This is a genomic window from Pseudomonas baetica, from assembly GCF_019733355.1.
GTDB lineage: Bacteria > Pseudomonadota > Gammaproteobacteria > Pseudomonadales > Pseudomonadaceae > Aquipseudomonas > Aquipseudomonas baetica_A.
In genome coordinates, this window is the sequence record NZ_JAIHLQ010000006.1 from 34991 (window position 1) to 59506 (window position 24516).

At 54.3% G+C, this 24516-nt stretch carries 38 protein-coding genes; 2 read left to right on the forward strand and 36 right to left on the reverse strand.

From position 1 onward, the window contains the following. Window positions 1-5: 5 nt before the first annotated feature. The 32 genes from K5E40_RS07540 to K5E40_RS07695 form a co-directional block, all read right to left on the reverse strand. Window positions 6-251 (reverse strand): hypothetical protein, encoded by a 246-nt coding sequence (locus tag K5E40_RS07540; RefSeq protein WP_169904097.1) that lies wholly within the window; start codon window positions 249-251, stop codon window positions 6-8. A gap of 586 nt (window positions 252-837) precedes the next feature. After that, entirely contained in the window at window positions 838-1152 is a 315-nt protein-coding gene (locus K5E40_RS07545) for a hypothetical protein (RefSeq protein WP_221730293.1), read from the reverse strand. Window positions 1153-1366: 214 nt separating this feature from the next. Beyond that, window positions 1367-1810, reverse strand: a complete 444-nt coding sequence (locus K5E40_RS07550) for a hypothetical protein (RefSeq protein WP_078465962.1) — start codon at window positions 1808-1810, stop codon at window positions 1367-1369. Window positions 1811-1835: 25 nt separating this feature from the next. Next, a complete protein-coding gene (locus K5E40_RS07555; RefSeq protein ID WP_221730294.1) occupies window positions 1836-2042 on the reverse strand; it encodes a hypothetical protein in 207 nt (68 codons plus the stop codon). Window positions 2043-2229: 187 nt separating this feature from the next. Next, window positions 2230-2553 carry a hypothetical protein gene (locus K5E40_RS07560; protein ID WP_221730295.1) on the reverse strand — a complete coding sequence of 108 codons (324 nt, stop codon included), beginning with the start codon at window positions 2551-2553 and terminating at the stop codon, window positions 2230-2232. A gap of 184 nt (window positions 2554-2737) precedes the next feature. Then, window positions 2738-2992 (reverse strand): hypothetical protein, encoded by a 255-nt coding sequence (locus tag K5E40_RS07565; RefSeq protein ID WP_221730296.1) that lies wholly within the window; start codon window positions 2990-2992, stop codon window positions 2738-2740. Window positions 2993-3281: 289 nt separating this feature from the next. Then, on the reverse strand, window positions 3282-4151 hold the full coding sequence (rpoH, locus tag K5E40_RS07570) for an RNA polymerase sigma factor RpoH (protein WP_221730297.1): 870 nt from the start codon (window positions 4149-4151) through the stop codon (window positions 3282-3284). Window positions 4152-4202: 51 nt separating this feature from the next. Further along, entirely contained in the window at window positions 4203-4691 is a 489-nt protein-coding gene (locus K5E40_RS07575) for a hypothetical protein (protein WP_221730298.1), read from the reverse strand. Between the two features lie 101 nt (window positions 4692-4792). Beyond that, the gene (locus tag K5E40_RS07580) at window positions 4793-4945 is read right to left on the reverse strand and encodes a hypothetical protein (protein WP_161952149.1); all 153 of its coding nucleotides are present in this window, start codon (window positions 4943-4945) and stop codon (window positions 4793-4795) included. Window positions 4946-5055: 110 nt separating this feature from the next. Further along, window positions 5056-5511, reverse strand: a complete 456-nt coding sequence (locus tag K5E40_RS07585; protein ID WP_194941092.1) for a hypothetical protein — start codon at window positions 5509-5511, stop codon at window positions 5056-5058. A 76-nt stretch (window positions 5512-5587) separates the two neighbouring features. Continuing rightward, a complete protein-coding gene (locus K5E40_RS07590; RefSeq protein ID WP_078465968.1) occupies window positions 5588-6163 on the reverse strand; it encodes a hypothetical protein in 576 nt (191 codons plus the stop codon). 90 nt (window positions 6164-6253) lie between these two features. Further along, a complete protein-coding gene (locus tag K5E40_RS07595) occupies window positions 6254-6607 on the reverse strand; it encodes a hypothetical protein (RefSeq protein WP_078465969.1) in 354 nt (117 codons plus the stop codon). Between the two features lie 46 nt (window positions 6608-6653). After that, complete coding sequence (locus tag K5E40_RS07600) at window positions 6654-7289, reverse strand: hypothetical protein (RefSeq protein ID WP_221730299.1); 636 nt, start codon at window positions 7287-7289, stop codon at window positions 6654-6656. Between the two features lie 542 nt (window positions 7290-7831). Next, window positions 7832-8164 (reverse strand): Arc family DNA-binding protein, encoded by a 333-nt coding sequence (locus tag K5E40_RS07605; RefSeq protein WP_011923151.1) that lies wholly within the window; start codon window positions 8162-8164, stop codon window positions 7832-7834. A 396-nt stretch (window positions 8165-8560) separates the two neighbouring features. Further along, window positions 8561-8917 carry a hypothetical protein gene (locus K5E40_RS07610; RefSeq protein WP_078465972.1) on the reverse strand — a complete coding sequence of 119 codons (357 nt, stop codon included), beginning with the start codon at window positions 8915-8917 and terminating at the stop codon, window positions 8561-8563. A gap of 955 nt (window positions 8918-9872) precedes the next feature. Beyond that, window positions 9873-10184: a hypothetical protein gene (locus K5E40_RS07615; protein ID WP_116827200.1), complete on the reverse strand. Its 312-nt coding sequence runs from the start codon at window positions 10182-10184 to the stop codon at window positions 9873-9875. Window positions 10185-10204: 20 nt separating this feature from the next. Then, window positions 10205-10687 carry a hypothetical protein gene (locus tag K5E40_RS07620; RefSeq protein ID WP_194941095.1) on the reverse strand — a complete coding sequence of 161 codons (483 nt, stop codon included), beginning with the start codon at window positions 10685-10687 and terminating at the stop codon, window positions 10205-10207. 344 nt (window positions 10688-11031) lie between these two features. Further along, entirely contained in the window at window positions 11032-11721 is a 690-nt protein-coding gene (locus K5E40_RS07625) for a hypothetical protein (protein ID WP_011923146.1), read from the reverse strand. A gap of 67 nt (window positions 11722-11788) precedes the next feature. Beyond that, window positions 11789-12115 carry a hypothetical protein gene (locus tag K5E40_RS07630; protein WP_011923145.1) on the reverse strand — a complete coding sequence of 109 codons (327 nt, stop codon included), beginning with the start codon at window positions 12113-12115 and terminating at the stop codon, window positions 11789-11791. 50 nt (window positions 12116-12165) lie between these two features. Then, the gene (locus K5E40_RS07635; protein ID WP_221730300.1) at window positions 12166-13083 is read right to left on the reverse strand and encodes a hypothetical protein; all 918 of its coding nucleotides are present in this window, start codon (window positions 13081-13083) and stop codon (window positions 12166-12168) included. A gap of 136 nt (window positions 13084-13219) precedes the next feature. Next, complete coding sequence (locus K5E40_RS07640; RefSeq protein WP_078465977.1) at window positions 13220-13549, reverse strand: hypothetical protein; 330 nt, start codon at window positions 13547-13549, stop codon at window positions 13220-13222. 272 nt (window positions 13550-13821) lie between these two features. Continuing rightward, a complete protein-coding gene (locus tag K5E40_RS07645) occupies window positions 13822-14421 on the reverse strand; it encodes a hypothetical protein (protein ID WP_221730301.1) in 600 nt (199 codons plus the stop codon). A gap of 87 nt (window positions 14422-14508) precedes the next feature. Then, the gene (locus tag K5E40_RS07650) at window positions 14509-15294 is read right to left on the reverse strand and encodes a hypothetical protein (RefSeq protein ID WP_194941096.1); all 786 of its coding nucleotides are present in this window, start codon (window positions 15292-15294) and stop codon (window positions 14509-14511) included. 114 nt (window positions 15295-15408) lie between these two features. Then, window positions 15409-16350 (reverse strand): hypothetical protein, encoded by a 942-nt coding sequence (locus K5E40_RS07655; RefSeq protein WP_194941097.1) that lies wholly within the window; start codon window positions 16348-16350, stop codon window positions 15409-15411. A gap of 91 nt (window positions 16351-16441) precedes the next feature. After that, window positions 16442-16852 carry a hypothetical protein gene (locus K5E40_RS07660; protein ID WP_169922128.1) on the reverse strand — a complete coding sequence of 137 codons (411 nt, stop codon included), beginning with the start codon at window positions 16850-16852 and terminating at the stop codon, window positions 16442-16444. Between the two features lie 264 nt (window positions 16853-17116). Continuing rightward, window positions 17117-17395, reverse strand: coding sequence for a hypothetical protein (locus tag K5E40_RS07665; protein WP_078465982.1), 279 nt, complete (start codon window positions 17393-17395; stop codon window positions 17117-17119). Between the two features lie 125 nt (window positions 17396-17520). After that, window positions 17521-17877, reverse strand: a complete 357-nt coding sequence (locus K5E40_RS07670; RefSeq protein WP_078465983.1) for a hypothetical protein — start codon at window positions 17875-17877, stop codon at window positions 17521-17523. Between the two features lie 77 nt (window positions 17878-17954). Beyond that, window positions 17955-18602 (reverse strand): hypothetical protein, encoded by a 648-nt coding sequence (locus K5E40_RS07675; RefSeq protein WP_078465984.1) that lies wholly within the window; start codon window positions 18600-18602, stop codon window positions 17955-17957. A 60-nt stretch (window positions 18603-18662) separates the two neighbouring features. Further along, window positions 18663-18995 (reverse strand): hypothetical protein, encoded by a 333-nt coding sequence (locus K5E40_RS07680; RefSeq protein WP_011923136.1) that lies wholly within the window; start codon window positions 18993-18995, stop codon window positions 18663-18665. A gap of 66 nt (window positions 18996-19061) precedes the next feature. Next, complete coding sequence (locus tag K5E40_RS07685; protein WP_011923135.1) at window positions 19062-19325, reverse strand: hypothetical protein; 264 nt, start codon at window positions 19323-19325, stop codon at window positions 19062-19064. 157 nt (window positions 19326-19482) lie between these two features. Then, window positions 19483-19992 carry a hypothetical protein gene (locus K5E40_RS07690; protein WP_221730302.1) on the reverse strand — a complete coding sequence of 170 codons (510 nt, stop codon included), beginning with the start codon at window positions 19990-19992 and terminating at the stop codon, window positions 19483-19485. 483 nt (window positions 19993-20475) lie between these two features. Continuing rightward, entirely contained in the window at window positions 20476-21174 is a 699-nt protein-coding gene (locus K5E40_RS07695; protein ID WP_221730303.1) for a hypothetical protein, read from the reverse strand. A gap of 242 nt (window positions 21175-21416) precedes the next feature. On the opposite strand from K5E40_RS07695, the gene K5E40_RS07700 reads away from it, so the two are divergent. After that, entirely contained in the window at window positions 21417-21845 is a 429-nt protein-coding gene (locus tag K5E40_RS07700; RefSeq protein WP_169922133.1) for a hypothetical protein, read from the forward strand. A 134-nt stretch (window positions 21846-21979) separates the two neighbouring features. Here the strand turns inward: K5E40_RS07700 and K5E40_RS07705 are convergent, their stop codons facing one another. Next, on the reverse strand, window positions 21980-22423 hold the full coding sequence (locus tag K5E40_RS07705; RefSeq protein ID WP_011923130.1) for a hypothetical protein: 444 nt from the start codon (window positions 22421-22423) through the stop codon (window positions 21980-21982). A 31-nt stretch (window positions 22424-22454) separates the two neighbouring features. Next, entirely contained in the window at window positions 22455-22976 is a 522-nt protein-coding gene (locus K5E40_RS07710; RefSeq protein WP_078465992.1) for a hypothetical protein, read from the reverse strand. Window positions 22977-23020: 44 nt separating this feature from the next. Here K5E40_RS07710 and K5E40_RS07715 point away from each other — a divergent pair, with 44 nt between their 5' ends. Continuing rightward, the gene (locus K5E40_RS07715) at window positions 23021-23386 is read left to right on the forward strand and encodes a hypothetical protein (protein WP_169922135.1); all 366 of its coding nucleotides are present in this window, start codon (window positions 23021-23023) and stop codon (window positions 23384-23386) included. A 193-nt stretch (window positions 23387-23579) separates the two neighbouring features. Here the strand turns inward: K5E40_RS07715 and K5E40_RS07720 are convergent, their stop codons facing one another. Next, window positions 23580-24062 (reverse strand): hypothetical protein, encoded by a 483-nt coding sequence (locus tag K5E40_RS07720; RefSeq protein ID WP_169922136.1) that lies wholly within the window; start codon window positions 24060-24062, stop codon window positions 23580-23582. A gap of 28 nt (window positions 24063-24090) precedes the next feature. Next, window positions 24091-24513 (reverse strand): hypothetical protein, encoded by a 423-nt coding sequence (locus K5E40_RS07725; RefSeq protein ID WP_169922137.1) that lies wholly within the window; start codon window positions 24511-24513, stop codon window positions 24091-24093. Between the last annotated feature and the right edge of the window lie 3 nt (window positions 24514-24516).

Below are 24516 nucleotides of genomic sequence, written 5' to 3' on the forward strand. Positions count from 1 at the left end.
TACGCTTATGCCGGCAGAGTTGCTAAAGGGCCTGCAGACGGATAGTCATGCTGGACCATATGGAACAGTGGGTTTTGGCCCACATCAATACCGGTAGCTTTGACATGCGCCTCAAGCGCCAGCATATCGTTGCGAACCATCTTCGCCGTGGCCAGAATTACATCAGTGCCCTGAGCCTGGGTCTTCGCGATCAGCTTTAATGTTGCAGCTGACGCGACTGCGGCAAGCAGCAGAGTGGTGGTGCGGTTCATTGGTGAAGCTCCTGAAATCTGATTTCCATCTTTGCCGGTGTGCTGAAACAGTAAGGATTGGTGCACGATAGGTGCCCGGTTTCTATGCTGTTCCCTTGGCGCTAAAGCACCGCTTGTGATACCAATGTCCATTGATCTTGAGCTGTTCGCCATGGACATCCTGGACCAATCCGCAGCCAGGTATATTGTCCCCAGCTGCGTACTCACGTGTAGGCAATGGCATTCCGAAGAGAGCATTCCCGCCTATTAAGTCCTGGGGCCGGCTCGTGGACCACTTACGGCGTAGCTCAGCAACGCCGCTAGTATCCCCAAACTGGGTATCGGCAACATACTCAGCGTTCTTGAGCCACATCCCCCGGGACAAACCATCGAATGTGTGGCGGATCGATTGGTGGCTGTCCCTTAATACCCTCTCCGTGGCCCTGAGCAGGCCAGATAGGGTCTTGTAGGCGGTTGGGTGTCCCATTACGCATCACTCGCTCTGAATTTGTGCGGTAAGTCTTAACCGTAAACAGATGTGCCCCAACCCTCACAGAAAGATTCTGCATGCGGAATCTTTTTATCCGCCCCCAGTGTGTTCGCTGACCTATTCCCGGATGTAAAGGGTGAGGTTGCTCTCTTTCGGAATCGGGAAGGTGTTGATTGGAGCCAGGGCTTCAACCTTTGCCATCGTCATATCCCCACGCGCCGACTTTAGGCAGACGCGCTGATCAGCTTTTACGACCCATCTCTCATTCGGTTGGCCGGCTGCTATTTGAACCAGCTTCCCCATATAGGTACAGGAAGATGCTGAGCCCACTACCTTGAGGACAACAATTCCATTCATTCCCGAGGTTATTGGCTGGAGGTTCTGTACCTCCAACGTTTTAGCTGTTGCATAGGCCGGGAGGGCAATCATCATGGCGGAGAGTGCTACTCGTCTCCATGGCAGGCGAGCTTTGTTAAGGGTGGGGCTTCTCATTAATACGTACCTGACGTTAGGGCCGACGCATCATGAGGTTCGGAGGGGCAAGGACAAACCCAAAATGGGGTCGCGGTTTTCAGGATAGGTAAGGCGGTTGTGCCTAACCTTCCCCCAAAAGCAGGGCGAGCCCTGCTAGTGCGGTCTTCGCGTTCTATTTAGCGATGGGATACCAAGTGTAAGGGTCGTTCTGCTTCATGCCGGCTCGGACAGCTTCAAGTTCTTGATGCGCCTGCCAGGCTTCATGAAGCTCTGGCTCAGGCAGGGTGTTGGTTGTATGACTCACAGTCCCCCAGACATGCTTCACAGGGTCGTAGCCCACCAGGCGCGCCACCTGTAGGTCAGGGTAACTATCCGGCAGCTGGACTCGCTTAGCCCCACGCTTTTTGCTTTCAACCTTGAGCTTTACGACTAGGCGAACCTGAGCCACCATGTCATCAACATACACCGTCGTTTGCTCGCGGTAGGTGATGGAGCGCTTATTGATCTGCGGCTGCAGGTCAAAGGATAGGCTGACAATCTTCGACAGATCTGTGATGCCGGCACTCACCAGTAGGGAAGAGGAGAACAGTGGGGTTTGCTGTGCTGCTGATTTCATGGGGTCACCTGTTTGGTTGATGGGCCTATTGTTTGGCCTTACCAGGTGTGGCAGAACCCCTGTTGCGGATATTCTCCAGCGCCATATCCATCAGTTTGGAGAGTGTCATCCCTTTTGAAACTAGATGCTCAAGATCTGCCGTTCCGATTCCCTGGGTCAGGTTCCAGAGTGCAGCAATGCGGTTAGCGACCATTTCTTTGGTCTGATCGTCCTGTGCAAAATTATATGTCACGTAGTTAGTGGCACCTTGCCATCATTCAGTCGGACTGTTCGGTTTCGGTGTCCGCCCACTTCTGCCGTGTAGTTGACCATCCGGTCGATAGTTTGGTCCGGGTCGTATGACATTGCAGCATTTCCTAGGAGTGAGTTACTCCATTGAACAGCCGATGTTGACGTGCCAGAACCGGGGGACAAGCCACCTATGGTTTGATGTGGACCTGATAGGTCGCGCTGGGGGTCTGAAACTTAACGATCGTCTCGACAGGCTCGCCTTTAGCCCGCATGGTTACGCGGTTATAAGGTGGAACAAGCTTGCCTTCCCACGCCTGGGAATTACCGACGCTGACCGAGCTGATGGTTTTCCCGTCGCGGGTGCAAAGATCTTTAGACGATAGATCTTTGGCTGTGACTACGTTCAGCTGAACAGGGTTAAGCAGAACGCAACCCCGCGCTGGGTTCTGGGCAAGTGCGGGCGTGCAGGTAAGCAAGAGGCACAGCGCGGCAACTACGGCTGGATCGGACATGAGGTATTCCTGACTTCTGTCTTGGCACATGGCCTTAGCTTACACGCGTGCAACGAAGGACTTTGCATTAAAGCCTAGCTTGAACCTGGGGCTACCAACATGAAGCTAGAGATGTCAGAGCGTGGCCTTACATAGGTTGGCCGCTTCCTCGGCGCAATACCCTTTGAGTAGCAGGCTGAGGAATTCATCGCTCGACGTTCGCCTCAAGCTCGCGCCTGGTGTCACCGTCGATCTCTTCATGACCTTCGGAGCATTTTGATCGTGATAGGTGAAAGTTGACCTGTTCGGTCTGGAGCACTGGCTCAGAAGGTACCCATTGAACTGGGGTTTGTTGCCGGCGGTCACCGTAATTGGCAGTGCCATAGATGCCTTTGCACTCATCCGCAGTGATGATAGTGAAGTTCAGGCGGGCATCTGGAGAGAACGTAACCTTGTTCATCCTGGGGCTCCTTTTGTGAGAACCATAATTCTCAGTCGGAGCCCCGCGTGCCAGAAGTGGGTAGGTTTAAGCCGAGAGCTCGGCGGCTATTGCCAGTGCTCTTCCGCGGCGCCGTACCAGGGCGTTATGCCCGCATCGGTGGTAGAAGTTGTCCTGAACAAGCCCCGCATGCCCCCGAAGCGAGGCGCTGACCATGTCCAGAGTAACGTGAAGGCTCGCACAGCCCGTGAGCTGAAACTTTGATTACCCACCAGGCCTGTTGTAGGAGAGCGCTCGACTTCCGCCAGGGTTACGCTGCCAGAGGAATGGCGACCTTGAGCTTGGCTAGGGCCAGCTTTTCGATTTGGCGGATACGCTCAGCTGATACGTTGTACTTGGACGCCAAGTCATGGAGTGTCGCTTTGCTCTCCGACAGGAATCGCTGCGCAAGTATGTCCCGGCTGCGCTCGTCCAAACTGTTGAGCGCCTCATGCAAATCATCTATCGAAGTGTCGGCCTCACTCTCGTACTGATGGGCAGGATCGTAACGGTGGTCTCCAATCTGATGGGCCGGGGTGAGGTATGCCGATTCATCATCTGCATCTGCGGCAGGGTCAAACGACGTGTCGTTACCTGCCATGCGCGTCTCCATCTCCTTAACGTCGAGTACGCTCACATTGAGGGTGTCGGCGATGTGCCTCGTCTCATCGGCAGTAAGCCAGTTGCGGGACCGGGGTTGCTTGCGCAGATTGAAGAACAGCTTTCGCTGAGCCTTTGTGGTCGCCAGGCGCACCATTCGACCGTTGCGGATAATGAACTCGTTGATCTCTGCGCGAATCCAGTGGACTCCGAAAGTGATGAGTCTGACCTGAGCTGCGGGATTGAATCGCTTCACGGCTTTGATCAGCCCGATGTTGCCCTCTTGGATCAGATCGCTTAAAGGCAACCCATATCCTGAGTAGCTTCGCGCGATATGCACGACAAAGCGAAGCTGGGATGTAACGAGTTGGCGCGCTGCGTCCATGTCATTGTGCTCTACAAGTCGCTCAGACAAACGTCGCTCTTCCTCGGCACTCATGTTTGGTATCGAGTGAATCACGGTCAAATAAGCATCGAGGTTCGATCCCGGGACCATCGGGATCTGGGCTGCCGCCTTGGTAGATAGTGTTGAAGTGTTCAATGTTGCATTCCTGGAGAGAGTGGTGGCCCGCCGTCCCGGCGGGCAGTCTACTTAGAGAGCGGCAAGCTCTTCATTGATGATGCATGTCAGCTTGTCGCCATGTTCCTTGCGTACAAGTTCGCCAAGCATCGAGGTGTATGCGGCCTTAATCTCGTATGTTTTACCGTCGCTCAGCTCAAACACAATCTTCTGCTTGATCGATTTCCTCAGAGCCTTCAAATCCTCCAACTCTGCGGCCATAAGCCCAATAGCTTCCTCAAAAAAACCGAAGTCATTGGTAGGTACGGGCAGAGGGAAGTCGTCTCCCGGTGCTAGGTCGTAGCCTGATTGTTTGAGTGCAGAGCACACAGCTGATACCGCCTCGTCAGTGCATGACGTATCGAGGTGTCCCAGACCTTGGTCGACCAGGTGCCCGACCTTTACTCCATTGATAATCAAATCGGCCGACCACATGCGGCCATCCATTCCATTCGCTGCCTTGAAGTTCTTCAGAGCGATGCCAGCCTGAATGGAGCGTTTGATGTTGTCGATCAGTTGCATTTTTAGTTCCCTCAGAAGTTGATGAGGGGATTGTGGGGTGAGCCTGGGTGTGCCAGAACCACCTTCAACTAGATTGGGATTGTCGCGCGAACTTGAGGATCCTAAGCCTTGCGCCAGAATGCGATTAGGCTGTCGGTGCCCCAATAGCAATCCTCTGCGAGCTTCTTGAAAAACTCCTTTCCGTCGTTGTAGCGGACATCAATCAAGCCAGTTACTGGGCGGCCTTTACGATCCCAAGATACCCAATCCTTCATGGTTTGTTCCTCCAGTTCCCGGAAGTCGGTGTCGAAAATGAAATTGCTGTTCGGCTCAGTCTATTGACCCAGGCGCTCTGAGTGCTACCCAAACTGGGGATCAAAACCCTCTAAACTCGGGTTTCTTTAGCAAGCAACGGCGCCGGTTGAATACGCTGGGTCAAATATCGCCCGATCAGGACCGCGGCCACAACATAAGCTACCCAAGACAAGCCCTGGGTGAGCGCCGGGGTTAAGGGGTCAACAGAGCTCACCATGCTAAGCAGCGCAGCTGCACTACTGCGCGCCAGGCAGTCCATCAGCAAGGCCAGCATGAAGATGCGTGCATCGGCCCAAGTAAGTGACCATTTCGCATTTTTGTCGGCATCGGGATACCAGTGTTTGCGAGCCAGCTGCATCAGCGGGGTTACGACCAAAGATGCAAAAACCAATGCAACGGTTTCGTTCGGCGCTTCCTGAATCAGACCGGTATGCAGCAGGGCGAGGACGGCAACGTTCGATAACAGAATGCTCAGTACGAACCCGGCCCAGGTGTAGTTCACGCGGTTGCAGAACAGATATTTCATGATTGGCTCACTTTCTGGATGGCTAGAAGTTGAAGATTGAATGGGATTCAGGCATGCCAGAATCCCCCGCGTGGACTTAGGCTGCGATTTTGTCTGGCGTCTTTACCCACATGCCGCTCGCATTCTGGTAGCCAGCGGCGTGAAGCATGGTGCGGCCCAGACGTGTTGCCAGAAGGTAGCCGTCGTCTTCAATCCCTTGCAGTTCAGTTGTGAGGCCAGCCTCATGAAATGCTGCCAGGCACTCCTGCGTGGTTGTCTCGCGGTTGGCCATGGCAACGTACTGGTCGAAGGTCACACCAAGCTTGAGCATGGTGCCGTTAGCCTTGAGGAAGTCCAGTTCATCGACGATGTTGGAAGCGAGCTCAAGCTCTGCCCGAAGGCCCAGTCCAGTCAGCCCTAACTTCTTTTCCGTGATGCTGCAGGTGCTGTGCATGAATAAGATGCCCTCAACCCTCGCAGTGGCCGTAACGAAGAAGCGCTCTCCATGCCGATTGGTGACCAAGCAGGCAAAGACCTGTCCATCCAGGGAGTAGAAGAGGATGCCGCCAGCAAAGCGCTTGTAGAAGCCGCTCTCGTCACCCGTGGTTGGTGTCTCTGCAACGATCTTCGCCGCGGGAATCCACTTGTTGCCTGGGGTGATGATGTGTTCCATGTTGCGCTCCTGATTAGTTGATACCCCTATTAGAAGAGCGTCCAACGTGTGCCAGAAGCGGGCGGAACAGATTTAATTCACCCGGGTTTTCTAGCTCGCAAGAACCAATGTTGGGTTCTTCTTTCGATTCCGGATGTTGGCTCTCAATGCTTTAAGATCGGCAGCGGCGTCGTCGTGGTAATCGGCGATGACATAGCGACGACCACTGTCCGTCGTGATGATATCGGCACCAACAGTCTTGATCCGAGTTGTTTGGATGGGTGTTTCGTCTTCAAAGCCGATTCGGCCGTATGTGAAGCCGCCGGCCTTTGGCAGCAGCTGTGCACCATCATGCACAAGTCGAAAACCTGATATCACGCCATCGGCCTTTTCTTGTTTGGCACGATCGAGAGCGGCCTGGATGTGCGGGGCGTGCTTGGCGAACGGTGGATGATGCTTGCGCATGAAGACCTTCCTGATTTGGGGAGGGCGCCGGGCCCCCTGGTATGCTCTACGCGGCCACTTTGTTCTGTTCGAACCGCCAGTTGGCATGCTGGCCGCCTTCGGACTCCTGTTCGAGACGCTCGCGGGAGAAGTTAGTGGTGCCTTCACCCATGGTGATGCTTACCAGCTGCGATACGTGATCAGCAGTGAACTCTCCCTTGATCCCAGCAACAGTACGATCGGCGTCGTACATAGTCTGGGCTGGGATAGCAGCCAAAGTGGCCTCCATTGCAGGAACAAGCAGATTGCATTGCTGCAGGGTGGTGATCAGGTCGACATCCCGCTGGATGCACACCGCGCTCCCGCTCGCGATCAAGTCACACAGCGCCTGCATCTCAGAGCGTTGGCTTTGGCCGTTTGGGCCTCGCCCGTGTTGTCGAATGGCATGGTCTACAGCCTTTTGATAGGAACGCTCGGAAATCCCGTCGAGGACAAACGTTGCAGCAACTGCATAGGCGCTTGCGAGCTTAGGATCCCAATAGGAGGTTGTGTAATCAGCGAGAAGGATGACCTTAACAAATTGCTCCGATCGGCCCTGAATGCAAACCCGAGCTCGAGCGCTCACATTTCGGACAACGCCTTGAGCGTTATAGAGATGAAAGGCCTGGTTGAGGTTTAGGGGGGTGGCTTGTGCTGTTTTCATCAGGACTTGCTCCAGTTAGTTAATGGAGCAATGGTCAACTGGTCTTTCATGTGGCAGAAGCCGTTGAGGTGAATTGCCTAATGGAACTCCTTGTCCTCCGGAACCGCCGTCGGCCAGTGCTCACAGCAACCCTTTCGCTGGCACCGGAGGAACTTTGAAATTCCCACTGCTGGCTCTTTGTCACAAAGCACTGTTCGAAGCCCACAGGCGGGATTTGAACCATCCAGCACGATGTGTGCTTTCTTGGAAAATCTGGTGTCTGGCCGGGAAAAAAAGCTGGCGTCTCGAAAAGCCGCTTTGATGATGTTTACGGAGGGCCCTGCGTCCTTAACGATGACTCCTTCTTCGCCTTGGCAGCTATCACACAGTCCAATTTGTGAAGCTTCGAGTTCGGTCCAGCAACTGTCACAGTGCTCTAAATCGTGGTCCATACCTTTCTCCTTATTTCTGAGCGGGACGTCGGTGGTGGCGATTGATAGACATAAAAAAGCCCGGAGCTAGCTCGTTTTACGAGGTTCTTCCGGGCTTTGTGCGAGTTGGTGTTAGGCAACGCGCGACTGGGAAACTTCGGTTAATGCCGGCTTGATGGTCATCAATTCCAGAATGGCTTTCTGGTGCGGGCCATGCATGTTCCGGAAGGCCTTAATGAGTTGCTTCTCGCCTGCAGTCAGGCTGGAGGCATCAACCTGAATTGCGGCTGCTTGGGATTCTTCCGCCAAACTAGTCTCCAGGCGGGCAATGATCTCGGAGTTCATGCTTCGATGGTGTACTTTGGCTATGTCGGCAATCTGCTCACGCATTCCGTCAGGGAGGCGGACAACGAACTTGTCAGCTGTGCGGCTATTGAAGGGTGCTAGCTTGGGTGTGGTCATCATGTGTTCCTCTTTTCATGCCGTCGAGTTCGGCTCATGTCGCACAGTTTTAGGCTTGTTTGTGCGTGCCACCAGCACCCCGAAATATCATTATTCCGTATGCCTAGTGGCTAAATAGTATTGATATGGAGCCGAAACGCCAGCCAAAACAGGTTCCCGAATTTCAGGATGTTTTGGACGTGCTCAGCGCATTCACCATGATCCTGGTGCAGCGCTTACAGCTGACAGATCCGGCTACGGCATAGTTTTGCCCTGTGTCTTCAGTCAGGGTTACGCCGCAAAGGCTTGTTGTCCCGGCGGAGCGAAATAAGTGAGTAACGCACCCGCCTGCACTAGGTTCATACCGACAGTAGCCAATCCATGCGTCCGCTGGTTCAGGTACCCACAGTCGAGTGGCCTTCAATGCATTTGCCCGCGCTCGTTGAGCACTTGTGCAACCAACCGATTGTTGATCAGAACGTTGGCGACCAGTTGCTCGCCACGGTTACTGATGAGCTGCTCAAGGGCGTTCTGGCCCTGCAAAGCAAGCTCAGTGTCCACAAAGACTGGCGACTCTGTAGGTACCAGGGCTTCAAAGGGGATCTCAGCAACACCCATACCGGTGTGCAGCTCAGATACCTTGATGTGAGTGCTGGAGGAGAGGTGACGATGAATCGCGAAGGTGAAGGTCTCGCCGGCGATGTCGGAGTCAAAGGTAGCGAATAGCTCAGCAGAGCTTATGCCTTCGCGGGTGGCGAGATTGATTAGCTGGTTCAAGTGATGACTCCATCTGTAAGTTGATGGAGCCATCATCAGGTCTCCCAGCATGTGCCAGAACCACCTAGTGGGAATAATTCAGGAAGCATTAGTCCATGATTAATGAGTCATTCCAGGGGTGTTTGCTGGGTGGCTTTTAAATCTGAGCTGAGGAGATCGAGCCCTCGGAGTGGAGATACCGCGGTCCTGTGCCAGCTGGGTCCACTTATCTCCAAAGGTCTTACCCAGCCAGCTCTTGACGTAGACCTGGCGGTTCTCAATTTCCAGCGTTGCGGTTGAGCCCGGCATCACGCTGTAGGTACGTAGCGATAAGCAGTTGTCCTTGGTGACCGTAACAACCCGAACACGCATTTTGGGTTGAAACTTGGAGACCTTGAATGCGAAAGCTTGCTCGTCATGGCCAGACTCAATCAGGAGAGACTGGATCTGAAGAGCTGATTCTTTGGTGGCCGCCGTCCTGCGAAGTGAGGATCGTACCGTGGGGAGTCTGCGAGCGAGGAGTAAAGCTGAGACTGCGCAGCCGGCCCAGATCAGTGGTGCCTGGAACCCGGGTAGCAGATTAACTGCGGTCACTGCAGCTGTTGCGATGATTAGGGTCAGGTGGATCCGCGCTTTTCGCCTCTCTCGCCTGGATTCGAATCTCAAGTCCAGAGATGAAGCGATATCGACCCCTCTAGCTAAGTCCTTGCTGTCGAGAATTCCGGTTTTACTCATTTTTTTTGCCGGGAGGCGGATGCCCCCAGCCAATCCTGGTGGCTGCGTTAGGAACAGGTATATCTAAAAGATGGCGGCGATGCCACCGGAAATTGAATTCTAATATTGGCAATCGAGCAGGTTCTCGCAGGCTTGTTTCAAGCGGCCAACCCACCAAATTGCCAAGTCAAAGCCAGGGCGCATACCTTCACCCACGGGTTAGCAGCGAGTAATACGGACTGCGCGGGCTCACGCCACACAGTCAATGAGCGCCATGAAGGTTTTCGAGTGCCTGTGGATCTGGATGCCAGCCGGCCAGCTGGCAGGCTGCATCGAAAGCTGCCATGTCACCAGAGAGGCGGAATTCGGCAGTCATACCCTGGATCTGATGTGCACGATCCTTCATGCCGCTCACGGTCACTGCAATCGAGTTACCGATGACGCTGGTCATTGCCGATGTGCGCAGGACGTCGGCAGATTCAATCATCTGAATTGCCATTTCGTCCATGCAGGCTGCGATGGCTGTCAGGTTGGTTTGAGCCGCTTGAGTGTTGATGGTTGGTGCCTGGATCATATTGTGTTCCTCTGTGTCAGTTATCGAGTGGCCGGGCGAGTAGTGCTCTGCGACCTTGGTGGTTCGTAGATACGGGCAGCCTTGAGCTCTTCTGTGGCGCGAATGAAGGCGGCAGCTTGTTCGTCATTTAGTGCAAATACACCGGTACCGCGCAGCGTTTTCAGTCCCGATGCGGCAGCCATTGCCTCGCCGTAGCTCAGGGTGCTCAGAACCGGCTTAACGGTGCCGTCGGCGGTGGACAAGTCCACTTCAACCAGCAGATTGTTGCCTGCCACTTTGAATCGTACGCTTGGCTGGTAATCGGGATTGAAGGAGGGCTGGTGGGAGCGCACTTCTTTCATTCCCATGGCCAGACCTTCAAAGAAACCTTCCGCCCAATGCGTGCACACCGTCCAGCGTGTGAAATCGTCACCGAAGTGGCTATACGCGTGCTCCGCAGATGCCACGGCAAGGCCTGCTCGGTCTAACGCCCTGGCCAACACTCTCTTGACGCTCTTCAGCATGGTCTCTGCCTCCTCAGTTGTTACCAAGTCATTGCTTGACGGAGTAATTCTGTGGCCATGTTCTGTGTGCCACAATCCCGCAGAATTAGCAGATAGGTGCTGCCGGCGGTGATGCATCCTTATCGGCCTGCCGTTTTGCCTTGCGAAGGCTCGCATAGCGTTTTGACTGAGCCGACTTGACTGCCGCCTCAGGGCTGACAGCTTCAATTGAGTAGATATCGCACTCCGAATAGTCAGGATCGCTTGGCGACCCGCCATAGCTCCAGCTGCCATTTGGGAAACGAACTACCGTCCAAATCCTGCTCATGTTTGATACCTGCGTTAAGTGGGTGAATAAAATGCCGTTACCCGGCGAGTGCGACTTGTTGATCTTCAGCAGACCAATCAGTGATATTCCGGTAAGAGTTGACCATTGAGATCAACTCTTGTGGGATGACGACCGGCCTGACTGCACCCTTGCCAATTCGGACGAATCGGAGCTTTGCGGTGATGCGCTTGATGACCTTTTGAATGCCCGGTGTCCCCAACCGCCGGCGCGATGATTGCCAGTTCAACTCTGAGACTTCACGTGCCTCGCAAAGGGATTTCACCGCATATCGGGCTTGGTCGAGGATCGGGCGAGCCTCTGGTACCTCTTCAGACATCTCCCAGGCGGCCAGGCGGCATGCTGTGTCGATGCACATCCAGCCAGCCTCATTGAAGAGTGACTCATTCGTGCAGGTCGGATGAGCAGGAGTCATCTCTCGATAACTCCAAGAGCCATCCATGTAGTTGTGACTGGCGGTAGCCTTGAGAGCTGAGGGGTAATCGCTATTGACCCTACCGTAAACGTAGGAAGGGCCCGTGTACTGGATGACTGTGTAGTAGTCGGCAATGCGCTGAATCAGCAGTGCTGTGGCTCGACGGATGTTAGATGCAGTGACATCGTCGGCCATCCCCAGTTGAGCGCGCAAGCGGATGCGATCCAGGGGGGCAAGTGATCCAACATCCTTCGCCCCTCTCAGTGTTTGTGCTGAATCTGGTTGATTTCGCATGATGCGCCCTCTTAGTTGATGGTCATCATTGTCATAGTGTGTTGCGCGTGGCAGAAGCTCTTGAAAATTAAGATTCGCGAATTTCGCCGCTGGCCCTTGGTCCGTCAAAGTTCGGGTATTTGGAAACAAACACCTTGTTGTGGGCCTGGATCATTTCGGCGGCTTCGCCAGAGATCCCCCAGTGTGCCGGGAGGCAGCGTTTTCCAGTGAAGGTCGAGCAGGGGTCAACCAGTCCGTACTCCAGATCTAAGTCTTCGCTGCCGAAGCACACGAGCACTTCAGGCGCATCCAGTTCTGCGTACATGTCGTAATCACTGAGAGGGTAAGTGCCCCACTTCAATTCCGGGTGCATTTCCTGAAGAGTCTTGAGGAGTTCCTCGGTCGAGGGTGCCATTTCATTTCCTTGGTGCGCCAGCGGGCAGCTTATTGAGATTGTCGAGGGGCTCAAGCGGCAAAGCGTTCAATGCCGAGTTGATTGCGCTTGTTGCCAATCACGTTGAGCGAAACCCCAATCTCTGTGGCCAGCACGGAGTCTCGAACGGTACCTAGTCTTTGCACCTGTGCTTCAGTCCACTGATGCCTAGGTTTTGGGGTCTGAGCTTCGATGCTCAATGCGTTCCTCCGCAACATTACTGTCTGTAGGGTTACGCCCAGTTGATCTGCAGCTTCCCGATCGGTCATCGTGCCGAGGATTGCATCACGTTCGGGTGTCCAGCTACTGGCCCGACCACCAACGAAAGCGCCGATCTGAAGTTGCTGGCGCTTGTAGGCAACGGAGCTGCTCGAGATGCCTATCGCTGAAGAGACGTCTTTATCGGACATCGTCCCGAGCAACCTGAGGCCTTCCTCAGTCCATACCACTTCTTGTTGAGTTACCAGGGCAGGGATTTTAAGTTCACTTCTACGAAGGGTTACGCAGCTCCGGCTGACCCCAAGTAGTTTGGCCAGCCTCTTGTCCGGCATGGTGCCGAGCATCTTAATTTTGTCTTCAGTCCACTCAATGCGGGCGTGGGTGTTGAAAGCCGAGATTTGCAGCTGAGCCCGTTTTTTAGTGACACGCTTATTGCTCACGCCCCAGATCCTGCCGAGTTCATAGTCACTTTTAGTGCCGAGGAGTTTGATTCGATCAACCGTCCAGAACTTGACCTTGGGTGTAGATTGTTCTTTGGGAGCAGCCTTAGGCGCGGCTGGAAGCGCCCCATGCTCCGGGGCACCCTTGGACCGGGATGGCTTGATGTTGAGCCGAGTACGCTTGCTGGAGACGACACCAATGGTAATCCCAAGCTTTGCGGCTACAGCGCGATCAGTATCAGTACCGAGGAGCGCGAGAGCTTGATTAGTCCAGGTGTAGGTGGGTTTCATAAATGAGTCTCCGTTGAATTTCAGAATGGGCTCATTTTCCTGTCACCTAAGGTGTGCCAGAAGCGGCAACATATGAAATTTTCCTTCGAGAAAGCAAAAGCCCTCCACGTTGGGAGGGCTCATTCAATTCAAGCGGTCAGGCGGCCAGCGCAGCGTTCGGGCCGTAAAGAAACTCGGCCCCCACCACACTGATTCCTTTCAGCTCGCACATTCCGTGATTTCCATCTACCTCGATATCCAGGCCCTGAACCGTGTACGACACCTGCAGGTGCTCAAAGACTTGCTCCCCCATCACTTGATCAATCAGTGACTCAAGGGTGGGGTAGTTGCTCTTGAAGCCTTCCCACGTATCGGAAACCCGGCAGCAAGCTTCGACTCCATCGTCCATGGCCATGTAGCCGCAGTGGGTCTCGGTAGTACCGAGGGTCTTGAATTCGGTGAGGATGATGGTGAGAGAGTTAGCCATGTGTGGACTTCCTGTAGTTGAGTGATAAGTCATCTTCAGTCATGTCATGGTGTGCCAGAACCCCCAAAAATTGATCACTTCAGCTACGCAAGTCGGTGCCGTCCTGTGATCCAGTATCCCGATCGTTGGAATGTGTCTGGCCCAAACCTGGACATCAAAGCGCTGATGTCGTCTGCTTGAGGCACAGAATCGGCAGTCGGTTGTTTAGGTGGCATATGGTGACTCGTGCTTGAAGGAGTTAATCAGGGGAGGAACGCGAACGAGCAGTTATGTCAGGCAAAAGTTGGGGCCTCAATGTCTCCATCAAGGATCGCTACCATCAACCAGCCCGCGTCGGGTTGCGACCCCCGGGCCTCGACCAAATCTTGATGAGCCATTTCCATTGAGAGGATCTCAAAGCTGGGTCGATCAGCCCAATGCTCTTGGTCACGGCTGTGAACTTGATAGCCAACGATCGCCGGTGCCAGCGCCGTAATTGGCAAGTGCTTCACGACGACCTTCTCGAAGCTCGACAGCGCGCGGGCGAAAAAACCAGATTCGGGAGGGCAAAGCGATACAAGGTCTGCAATGGTCATTTGCTGAATGGTCGCTTTGCCGACAGTCATACGCTGCCAATACTCGTTGAACTGCTCGAGCGGGCGAATCCCCGTGGAGTCCAACACAAGATTGTTTTTTGGACTGAGAAGGGCGCAGTGGCGCATTCCACCGTTTTCAACGACAGCGACTGCTTGCCCGGTCTCGGCCAAGATGTTCAGGGCGACAGTGAGGAAGCTTGCTTGAAGGCCCGAGGCTTCTTGCTCCGCAGGAAGCTCAATGATCAACGCTTTGGGGCCAGTGCAGAGTTTCATAACGAGCAGTTGAATTGGCTTCATAGGGCCTCCTGAATCAGTGAGACCTTATGTTCAACGTCATTCGGTCGTGCCAGAAGCCAGCGAGGCTGAATCGCCGGCCCCCCAAACCTATTGCTCGGTTGCAGGTTGCGCAGCATCCAGCTCAGCCGCTTGCTCTGGCGTACGAGCGAAAGGAGGGATGTGTTCGAGCATCTGCTGGCGGTCATGAGTTTCTCGATCAGCCGCAGCGGACGGCAACATCTGCATGCCGATCAATTCACGACTGACCTGGGCGTTCGAAGAATCGACCATGTTTTGAAACTGTTCGCTGATCCTGGCGTTTCTGACCTGGTTCATGATCATTGGCACGGCATGAACTACAGCATTGATCTGGTCGAGAGTGTCTGCTCGATCCATCGAATATTGTTCGGCTGGTGTAGGAACGCCAGTGATTCGGGAGACCAAGGGCGAAGCGACGTTCCAACCGATGTTTGCTGCACCAGAGCCGATGAAGCCAATCAGCACTGCTGCGCTTAACATTTCAGCGAAAGTGAACAGGGTTCTCCGGAACGGGTGCAGCTTTTTGCGAGCTTCGGCTTCGTCCTCGGCTTTGCGTTTTGCACCCAGGTCGCGAGCTGCAGATATCATTTCGACCAGCTTGTCTGCTTCTTCACGGGTAGTGAAATGAGCGACTGTTTTCGAGCTCGAGTGGTCGGCAACCACGTAGGAGAGAGGTTGCTCGTAGCCTTGGCGGGTATCTACCTCGTCCAGAGAGCGGAGTGAGTAGCTGAGGCTGCCATAGCCGCTTGCGATCTCAACAGCAAAACCCGGAGCCAAAAGTCTTATCGACCCACGCTCGCTTGCATCGACAGTGATATCAGATGCCGTTGCAAATATTGTTGGGTTGCTTTCCATGTGAGGATCTCAATGAACTAGTGATGCCTCATTTTGAAGAGTTGCGCCCTCTCTGCAACCCAAAACCATGTTATGGAATTCCGGATAAAATTCCATGCTCATGACGACTACGGATCAGGAAGGACACCCGATGCTCGATTTGGCACCGAAAACGACAAGTTGAAGAAGCTCCAGAGCCCGTGCCGTATCGATCTCGCTCAGCTCGTCTCGGAAACAGCAGGGGCATGGAATTCCATCGTCTCCCGATGCAGATGGCGAGGAAGTACACTCTTGTGAACTGCCAAGCCACCCGCATTTCTCGCACTCTGCCAGGTAGTAGCGCGAATTAAGTGGCACACGTCCAAGCCGGCCCTGGTGCATTGCAGCTCGCAGCACAAAGCCTTCGTCTGAAGGGGCATCAATGATGGCCTTGAGGTCGGCCGGCTGGATCAGAATTGGGCAGCCCAGTGATTCGGGGTGGTCTTCACCATCACCCTGCCAGACCCAGATGGAAGGCTCATCACTCTGGTACAGGCGGTATAAGTTGAGCTCAGCCTGCAGTCGGGCGATCGTTTTATCCTGCGCTTTCGCATGCTGAACCAGACGATCGAACTTGTAAGCAGGGACAGAGCGGCCCTGCTCAGTTGAATTCGAGCTGTCCTGAACGGGACGGATAGTAACGCCAGCCCGATTACCTGAGGTGCATGCCTTTCGGTTGATATCCACCTGATGCACTAACTCATTTGCGATCTGAATGCAGTGCTCCGCGTTGAAGGACTGACATCCGCCTGCAGAGGGCCCATCATTCAGCAGCTGGCGTATCGCCTTGGAACCCTGACTGATGCAGTGATTGAAGCCCTCGATATCCCATGCGGCCGGGCTGGAGGGCTCCGCAATGTGAGTTGAGTTCAGCATAGCGAGGAAGCTTTCGGCGGCGCTTTTATCGACTTCCGGTGAGGCAATGAGAAAAGGCTCCACTGTCTGCTTCAGTGAAGGCCACAGCAGCTTCAGGGCCTGGAGTGTATTCAGTGAATGGTCGCTGTCGTTGCTGTCTACGGACGTAGTTGCTGAAGTCATTGGCTCAACTCGGTTTTAAAGGATGGGGTGGCTGATCGTTAAGTCAGCCCTTCGAAAACAATATGCCGAGATGACTCGTGCCAGAACCGGGTCAGGCAGATCCTGCAGTGACAATTCCAAGCTGTTGGCCAGCCTCTCGGACTAGGTCGAGTGAAGCGTTGTCATACCCCCAATAATTGAACTCGCGTTCACCTGGTGGGACTGTTTTAAAATACTGATGTCGGATCTGATCCCCCGACAGAACAAAGTCACGGATCGCCCGCACGAAGTCCCTCAATCCGCCCCCATGGCAGAAGTCTGGCCAGCTTCCATCGCTGTGCGTATCAACGACTTTCTGGGTGTACTCGTCCAGGATCAGTACGCGTTCGTTGTGTAGGCTCAGTTCTGCAATCCGTCCGCTGGCTTTGTGCAGGAAGAACTGCCGGCCATGACTGGCAATTGCGTTTAGAAATGAGTTGGCGATGGCGAGACGATGCTCTTGAGTCTCTGAGAAGGTTGTCACGGCGGACTCCTATACTGGATGTGGTAAAGGGCAAGATCAGCTGAAAGGCAGCATTTCTGGCAGAACATCTATGGCCTCGAACTCTCGTCCGGCTGCATTCTCCGCAGCGCGTGTGCGGGCCAAAAGCCGCTGGGGTATCAGTGACTGGGCGTCTGACCAGGCGCGGCATCGGTGAGCAGGGAAAGCCCCCAGTAGTTGCGGAAAGGACATTATCCCTTATAGGGAAGGCCCCCCAGCGAAAACCGAGGTGCCTAAAATCACGCCTCAAGCTGCTGCGCTTGTTGCTTCGTAGTCAATTCTGTTCTGAGTGTTGCCATTCCAGCCGCGGGGCTTTTTGTCATCCCGGTATTTGAGGCTGAGGATTGCCGAGTGGCTTTGGGACTGACCTTTGCTCAGATGCGCCAGGTGGGTCTGGGCGTCGCGGTAGGTCATTTGTTTGCATTCCTCGAAGAGGACTGAATCGCTGCCGCTGGCGGCGATGACCAGGTTCCCGACGAAGCTGACTTTTCGGATCAGAAAGCGAAAGTCATAGAGCGCTGCCATGGTGTTTCTCCGTTAGGTTTCGATGAGGTCATCATCAGCCCCTACGGGGTGTGGCAGAAGCGGCTAAAGCGAGTCAATTGGGTGCCTATCTCAAAGGACAGGCACCCCCACAATTACTGGGTTGGTTACTCAGCTGGCTTTGCTTTCTTGCGGGTGGGTTTCTTCACAGGCTCGGCCGGTGCGAGCTTTTGAACCGCTTCGCTGATTGCAGACTTGTTCTGGTCGATCCAGCTAGATTCAGGAGCAGGGTCAGCATCGATTTGCAGCGTAACTTGGTCCACCAGCCTGGGATTGAAACCACGTGGCAATCGGCTTGCTGGCGACAGGTTGAGCAGGTGGCGTGTCCAGTATTGCTTCCATTGCCCTTTCGGGCGGGCGAATTCCGCAGCGACCATGCCGGCCACCGATGACTTACCAGCGCCACCCTTGGAAAACAGGTTCGCCTTGTTGCTGAAGAGATGTGCCTTGAGCGTTTGAGTCACTGATTTATCCTCACAATCTTGTCGTGCCGGCGACGGTCTTGCCGACGCCAGCGTGGTTGAAGTGTACCGCAATGCCTTCAAGGGGGCGTGCAGGCCGGTAGTCCAAGGGTGCTGGCCCCTTGATACAAAGTGTGCACGGTGCCATCCATAAGCTGCACCTGAACCCACGAGTGCCCATCGCATGTGTAATTGAAGGCTAGCGCTTCGGCCGTCATTGCCTTGGCCTTAGCGAGCGCCTCATCGTAGGTAGCCCACTCATGGCTGTCGGACTTGAAAGTCAATACTGTAGGGGTCGAAGCGTTCGGACCCTCTGTGCCGTACTCAACGTTAAACGGTGGCAGGAAGACGGAAACGTGGAGATTCGGGTCCTCATACCAGTCCGGAAGATCCTGCCCCAAGCTGGTGCCAATCACCGCCAAGGTGTAAGCGTGAACGAGGCTGGAGCCCATGTAAGATTGACCGTCAGGTGTCTCGACCAACCAACGGCCAGTGCCGATTGGACGGCTAGACAGCTGCCACTGAGCTACCAAGGGCATGATGGCGAGGAGGGTGTTAGGGTTACTGACAGCTTTTGGGGTGTCGAAAGGTCCAAACTCGCGGCGATTGAAAATTATGTCGCACTGCCAATCATCCCACGGGGCGCGAATAAGGCCTTTCTTCGAGGGCTCAAGTGCAATAGCGAGGTAGAGGCTGAGCAGGTTGCCTTTGAGATTCTGGAGTTGCATATGGGTCACCAGTTGAAGTTGATGACCCATAGTCCGTCTGGATTGGATGTGGCAGAAGCCTCACCAGCCGCGATTTCTATTCAGCTTGGTCTGCTCCATTTGATTGGCCAGAAAGGACTGCGCTTTAACATCCAGCTGCTCGCATGCCTTCGCACTGCTGTCGCCCCATTCCATGACTGAGCCACCACCCGGATTCGCGCCATGCCAGCTATTTTGAGCGGCTTCCTCAGTGGCGTGACCGGTTGAGACCCACTCAAACTGGTCCCCGTACTCGACGTCCCATTCAGAATCGTGGTCATCGTCATCATCGTTGATAGGCCAGCACTCATAGAACGCCAGCGACCACTTGCCATCCTTGGACTGCCAGCAAATGTTTTCCCGGTTGAAGCTCATGCTCTTTTCCCAGCTATTCGATAAGGGGCCGGCAGGGCTGGCCGTTACTATAGGGGCGGATGCGCCTTAGTAGTCTTCGTCGTCCTGAGCGATTTGAGCCATTACCCAGTCCCAATAGTCGGGGACTGTTTGTTCACCAACGGGGTTTGCTGCGCTCCAGTCCGAGCGCAGGTAGTACTCGTGCTCGCCAGCCTCAAGGAACTTGGCCACGAGCTCGCTGCGAGATAGCCCGAAATCCTCGTAGTCGTAAGGGAGTGAGCCGGTATTGGTGTACACCTCAGCTGTGGATTTGTTCGGGGCGAATGTGGCGGTAGAGGTAGGATTATTCACGGTTAGCTCCCTGATTTGATGAGCTATATTCCGTCGAAATTAAGGGTGCCAGAACCCTCCCGCTCAGAAATTCAGTGAGCGACCGATAGACCCTCAACTCTACGAATCTCAGGATCGGATCGGAATGCAGGGGGCCTGACTGCACGTGGTTGTTGAATTAGGATTGAGCACACTCAATTTTCGAAGCGACCCAGTTCCAGTAGCCCTGCAAGGTGTCACAATTCAAGACCTCGTATCTCCAGTCTTCCTTCGTATACAGGCCATGCTCACCTGCTGCTGAATACTTCGTCGACAATTGCAAAGCATCCAGTCCAATGTCTGGTTTCCGTTGCAGCAACAGGGCGGGGATACCTGCGACGAAACCCTCAAGCAGGGAAGCAAAACCAGGGTCCCCGGTTTCCGCCCAGCCATAGACCTGATCTTTGGGTTCAGCAAAATTGTCGAACCGCACCCTGTTCAGCATTTCGCCTGAGGTGGTGTGTGAGAACTCGAGAATGCAGACATCGAAACATTCAAGCAGTGGCTCAAGTTCCTCTGCAGTTTGAACCGGGTGGCGGTCGTGAGAGTAGTTGCAGACTGCTTTAAGGGTCCAGCCTGCGATCTTGAGGGTGTTGATGAGAGCGTGGGCCATCATCACTGTTGTTGCTTCTGGCGTTGGTTCTGACATTTGGCACCTCCTGATTTTGAGGATCCCAGGATGCTTGGCTTAACCGTGTGCCAGAACCAGGCGAGGAATGAATGTTAGAGAGGAATTGCAGTTCCACTCAAAGTGCAGGCGACGTCTCAGGCTTCAAATATTCCGGAGAGATAGCGTCGGCGGGTATGGCCAGCCCCCACCACTCAAGTATCTTCTCGCGGAAAAGGGCCCAGTCAGCTACGGTGGTCGAACCGTGGGTACAGAGCCTGCACTCTGGCGAGCCAGCAAGCTGTTCGGTAATAGTGTTGTGAAGGTCGATACCTCTCTCACTGAACCGTCCGACAGTGCTGGCATCGCTGCATTGGACCCAAATTCTGTCCCGCAGCGGGGTGGTTTCAAACCAATATTCGAGAGCCAATTTCGTTACTCCGTAACTGGCCATTTCGGCCCGTGTGACACCTGATTTTACCCGTAGGCGTGGATTGAATCCAAGGTGAGGCTCTTAATCAGGGCTCACCGTTCCTCGGCGAGGATCTCATCGATCAACTCGCCTGTAAGCATTTCCATTTCCGCAACGCGCGCTTTGGTACCGGTGACGGTATCGAGCTGCTCAAGGTAGGCATTGAGGTGGCGGTATATGGCCAGCGGCTTGGGCGGTGCTGTCTCCTCTTTGTAGAAGGGGCTAGTCATCCCGAGTTCGTAGGCAAGACCGGATAGAGCAGCTATCACGACCTCTTCAGCGGCGAGTGCCCAATTCAAATCCAAGGTGCTGATGTCGACGCTATCCAGTAGGCACCCATTTGCCCGGAACATCTTGGTTAGCTTGCTGGATGTAGGAAATCTCTCACCACGGGTATGCTCAATAGCCAGGACGTCGATGTACTCAGCAACCAGTTCTCGGTCCTGCCTCAGGCGTGTGTAGTTTATTAGTCGGCCGGCGTGGAAAATTGCGCTAGGACCACCACTGTTGGCTTCCACGATATCACTGTCGCTGCGATTTTCTTCCAGATCGCTGTAGTTCATTTCTGTACGCAGATCGCCGAAGCAGCTGAGGTCAGGGTTTCCTGCGTCTAGCTCGGCGTCACAAGGCTCTAGAAAGACAGCCTGCAGAACGTCCATACGGCACGTGAATTGGGAGGGGAAGGTGAGCATGACCCCCTTAACGAAGACGTCGACGTTGTTAAGTACAGGGCGGGCAGTGATGAGGTCCATAATTATGTCCTTATGCGAATATGCTTATGCTGCGGTAACTTTGCCAGTGCCAGAAGCCCATGGCAGGTAGTTAAGCTGGCCGCCAAAGCCCCACCCCCTATTACATGCCCGCTTTTGAAATGACGAAACTGGGGCAGTCAGGGAGGACGCTGAATGTATCGATATTCGGTAACAGGGTTTTGGGTTGCTGTACTGCTGCTGTGCTTTATGTTGGAGGTCTTCTTCAATTGCAGGAGTCACCCATGCAAGTCAGTCAATTCATATGGGACCGCTTTCATCAAGTCGATGTGTTCAGCCTGGTCGAGGGTGATCAGGTCATCGTTGCAGGCAGCATGGTCACCGTAGCAGCCCCAGCTTATGAAAAGGATGGTCAAGTTCACCTGCCGGCCGCGCCAATCGAGCAAGCAGTAATTTTGGTAGACTTCTCCGATACGGCTGCAACTCGCGCCATGGATTACGTAGGGTCTTCAGTCCATGACTTCGGGGACGGTACGGCGATCATTGCCGAACTCGATGGGTCTACAGACCTGGTCTACTCACCTCGACTGCCCAAAGCAGAGCTAGAAGCTTTCTGCCAAGAGCATCTTGAGCGATACCGGTCGTTTAACTCCCAGCACAGTGAAGCTATCGAGGAAGGTGAACCGGTTCCCATGGAGCCATGGTGGGCTTGATACGAATCATCACCCCTCGCTCTCAATGAGTTTTGATTTGAGTGAGGGAGGGGGGTTGACCCAGATAGGGTGTTATTGGCTGATAGTACGAGATACAAGCTGGTTTCAGAGTTACGAATGCCATATGGAACGTCTCATTCTGGCTTCGCAGATCCCTGCGCCGCTAGTGACGCCAGCAGCTTATCTTTGGCGATCGACACAGTAGGAATTCCCGCATAAAACCGATAGATCTGATGGGTTACAGATTCGGCTTCTTCTCCGGTATCTCCTGCACTGATGGAGAAAGAGTCACGCTCCTGCAGCGCGATATCGGTGATCGCCGAGAGTTCAGGCTTCAGCAGGAAGCCCTTGAGCAGCACTGAGCCGAACTTGGTTTGACCTTCAGGGGAAAGCCTTTGGTATCCATCCCAAACCATCGCGTACTGCCGTGCACTCATCTCAGAGTGCTGCCAGTAATAATCTGAGCTCTTAGAACCAGCCCAAATCGCGCAGCCGGTTGCCAGGATGAAGAACCAAGTGCTGGCAAAAATGGATTTCTTGGTCGCTGCAATTGGCTGTTGAGGTTGTTCGGAGAACATTTGAGTCCTGATAGGGTTTAACCGGGGGCACTCAACGAGATCGAATGCCGAACGTCTGGTAAAGAAGGATGAGGCCTCGGCTGTAACGGCGGTATTCCTCATCGGTTTCGAGGTGGTCAGCATACCCAACCCCGAACTCTCGAGTAAGCCCTTTGCGTAACACCCAATCAATGAACAGTGGTCGCATCACCGTTTCTGCGAGTCCGCGCGTTTCATGCACCCAGCACAGTTCGGCCGCCGGCGTGACTACTTGTACCAGGGAGCCTTCACCTTGGATGTACTTTACGGCCCAAACATCTGGCGTCGTATCCATGGCAATAGAGAACCAGATATCTCCGCTGGGTTGATCACTGAGCTTCGTTAGCGAGCGTTTTCGATAGGCATTGCTGACCATGCCTTCAAACGCGAAGCCAGGCGTGAAGGTCGCACGATCAGTACCAACAATCAGGCGAGGTCCGAAATAATCCAATTGATCCCGAAGGATCTTGGACAATTCCGGGCCAAGCCGGCGCATGTAAAAAGGCTCGACGTAAACTTTAGGCTTGTCGGTCATAGGATTCCTTAAGTAGGAATGGAGTGGTCGGGTGACACTGCTAAGTGAGACCCAATATCACGGCACTACGTGGGAACAACGGAAAGCCTGCCCAGCGCCTGGTGACGCTTCAACCGATCAGTTGTAACGGGAACACCATCTGCAAAGTCGCGAAAGAGGCGAGCAGCTTCTTTGTTGGCCAAGCCTGGCAGTGCGGACGCATTGGTAAGAGCAACCAAGCAAACAAGGCGGATTGCAGCATTAATCCGACTTTGCTCCGTGTCGACCTGGGATGGGTCAACCGGGAAGGGCCGGCGCGCTTGATCTATGGCCACGAGACACTGGTGAGTGGTGATGATGGAACTAAGGTCTATATCGGTCCCCGCGAGAACCTCGGCAAGAAGCGAATTGATTTCATCAGTGCGAGGTAGGACATTTTCAACGTAGCTCATTGGGGGGGTCACCCACTGACAGCGAGCTCCAGATAATAACCCAGGGGGAGCGCATTCCATTCCGGACGTAGGCATCGAAATTCAGCAGGCTCGTGTGACCTCAAGCCTGACCTTTTGTAATCAGGCGTTGAGAGGGATAGAGCAAATAGCCTACAGGGACTTACTTCGGGTGCTACCGGGGTGAGAGGGCTCGTGCCTCAGCCACTGCTGCACGGAACTCATCCTTGCCGTCCAATCCCATAAACTCAAAAAACTCCTCCTTAGGCAGGGCATTCAGCCAGCTACGGTATTCCTCATCCGACATGTCGTCGATCATGTCGGCTAGGCTCAGGAGCTTAGGAAGCAGGCTCTTGTAAGCGTCGTCCTCGCTCAGCTCCTCAGGCGCAGTGGGTGCTGATGTCGTCACCTCGGACTCGCCTTGTGCTGACGTTTTGCGTGATGAATATCCAAGTGCGAACTGGATGATCATCCGCTCAGCTTCCTGGAACTCATCACCCTCGACTGCGAAAGCCATGCAAATGCTGGCCAGCTCATTCATCAAGCTGCTCGGTGGTAGCTTTCCGTGCTTTCTCCAATGGAGGACATCGGCGGACAGCTGGCTTAAGTTTGCTTCCACAAAACCGCGGGCGGCCAGTCGTTGAATCTGTGCAGTCATGGGTACAGGCCTCACTTAGTGATTGGGGTCATTCAATTGGTGCCAGGTTCACCGGGCTCAGCATGTTGTTGTGAGCATTACCAATTGTTGGGATGTATGCGACGGCGTGGCCTTCAGCATTCGTCCAGCGAAAGGCCAAGTAGAAATGGTACTCAAGAGGACTGGCAGCGCCCGGCCAGCCCGCCAAATATCCTTCAGCAGCTACATTGCCAACGTTATGACCGCCCCATGGGCGAATACCGGCGATCTGAATTGTTGTAGCGTTTCGAGCGCCTTCCATCTTCTCCCGGATCTGAGCCTTGTTGTGCGGGTGCATAGGCCTTTGGGGCATGAAACGACGAATCTGGCGGATTTCATTCCTCAGAATTTGCTTCCAGAAATAGGGGCGGTCGACCTCCAGTCGAAAATCAAGGCTGACCAGATCGCCGACCTGGAATTTCGGTGTAGGCATTGT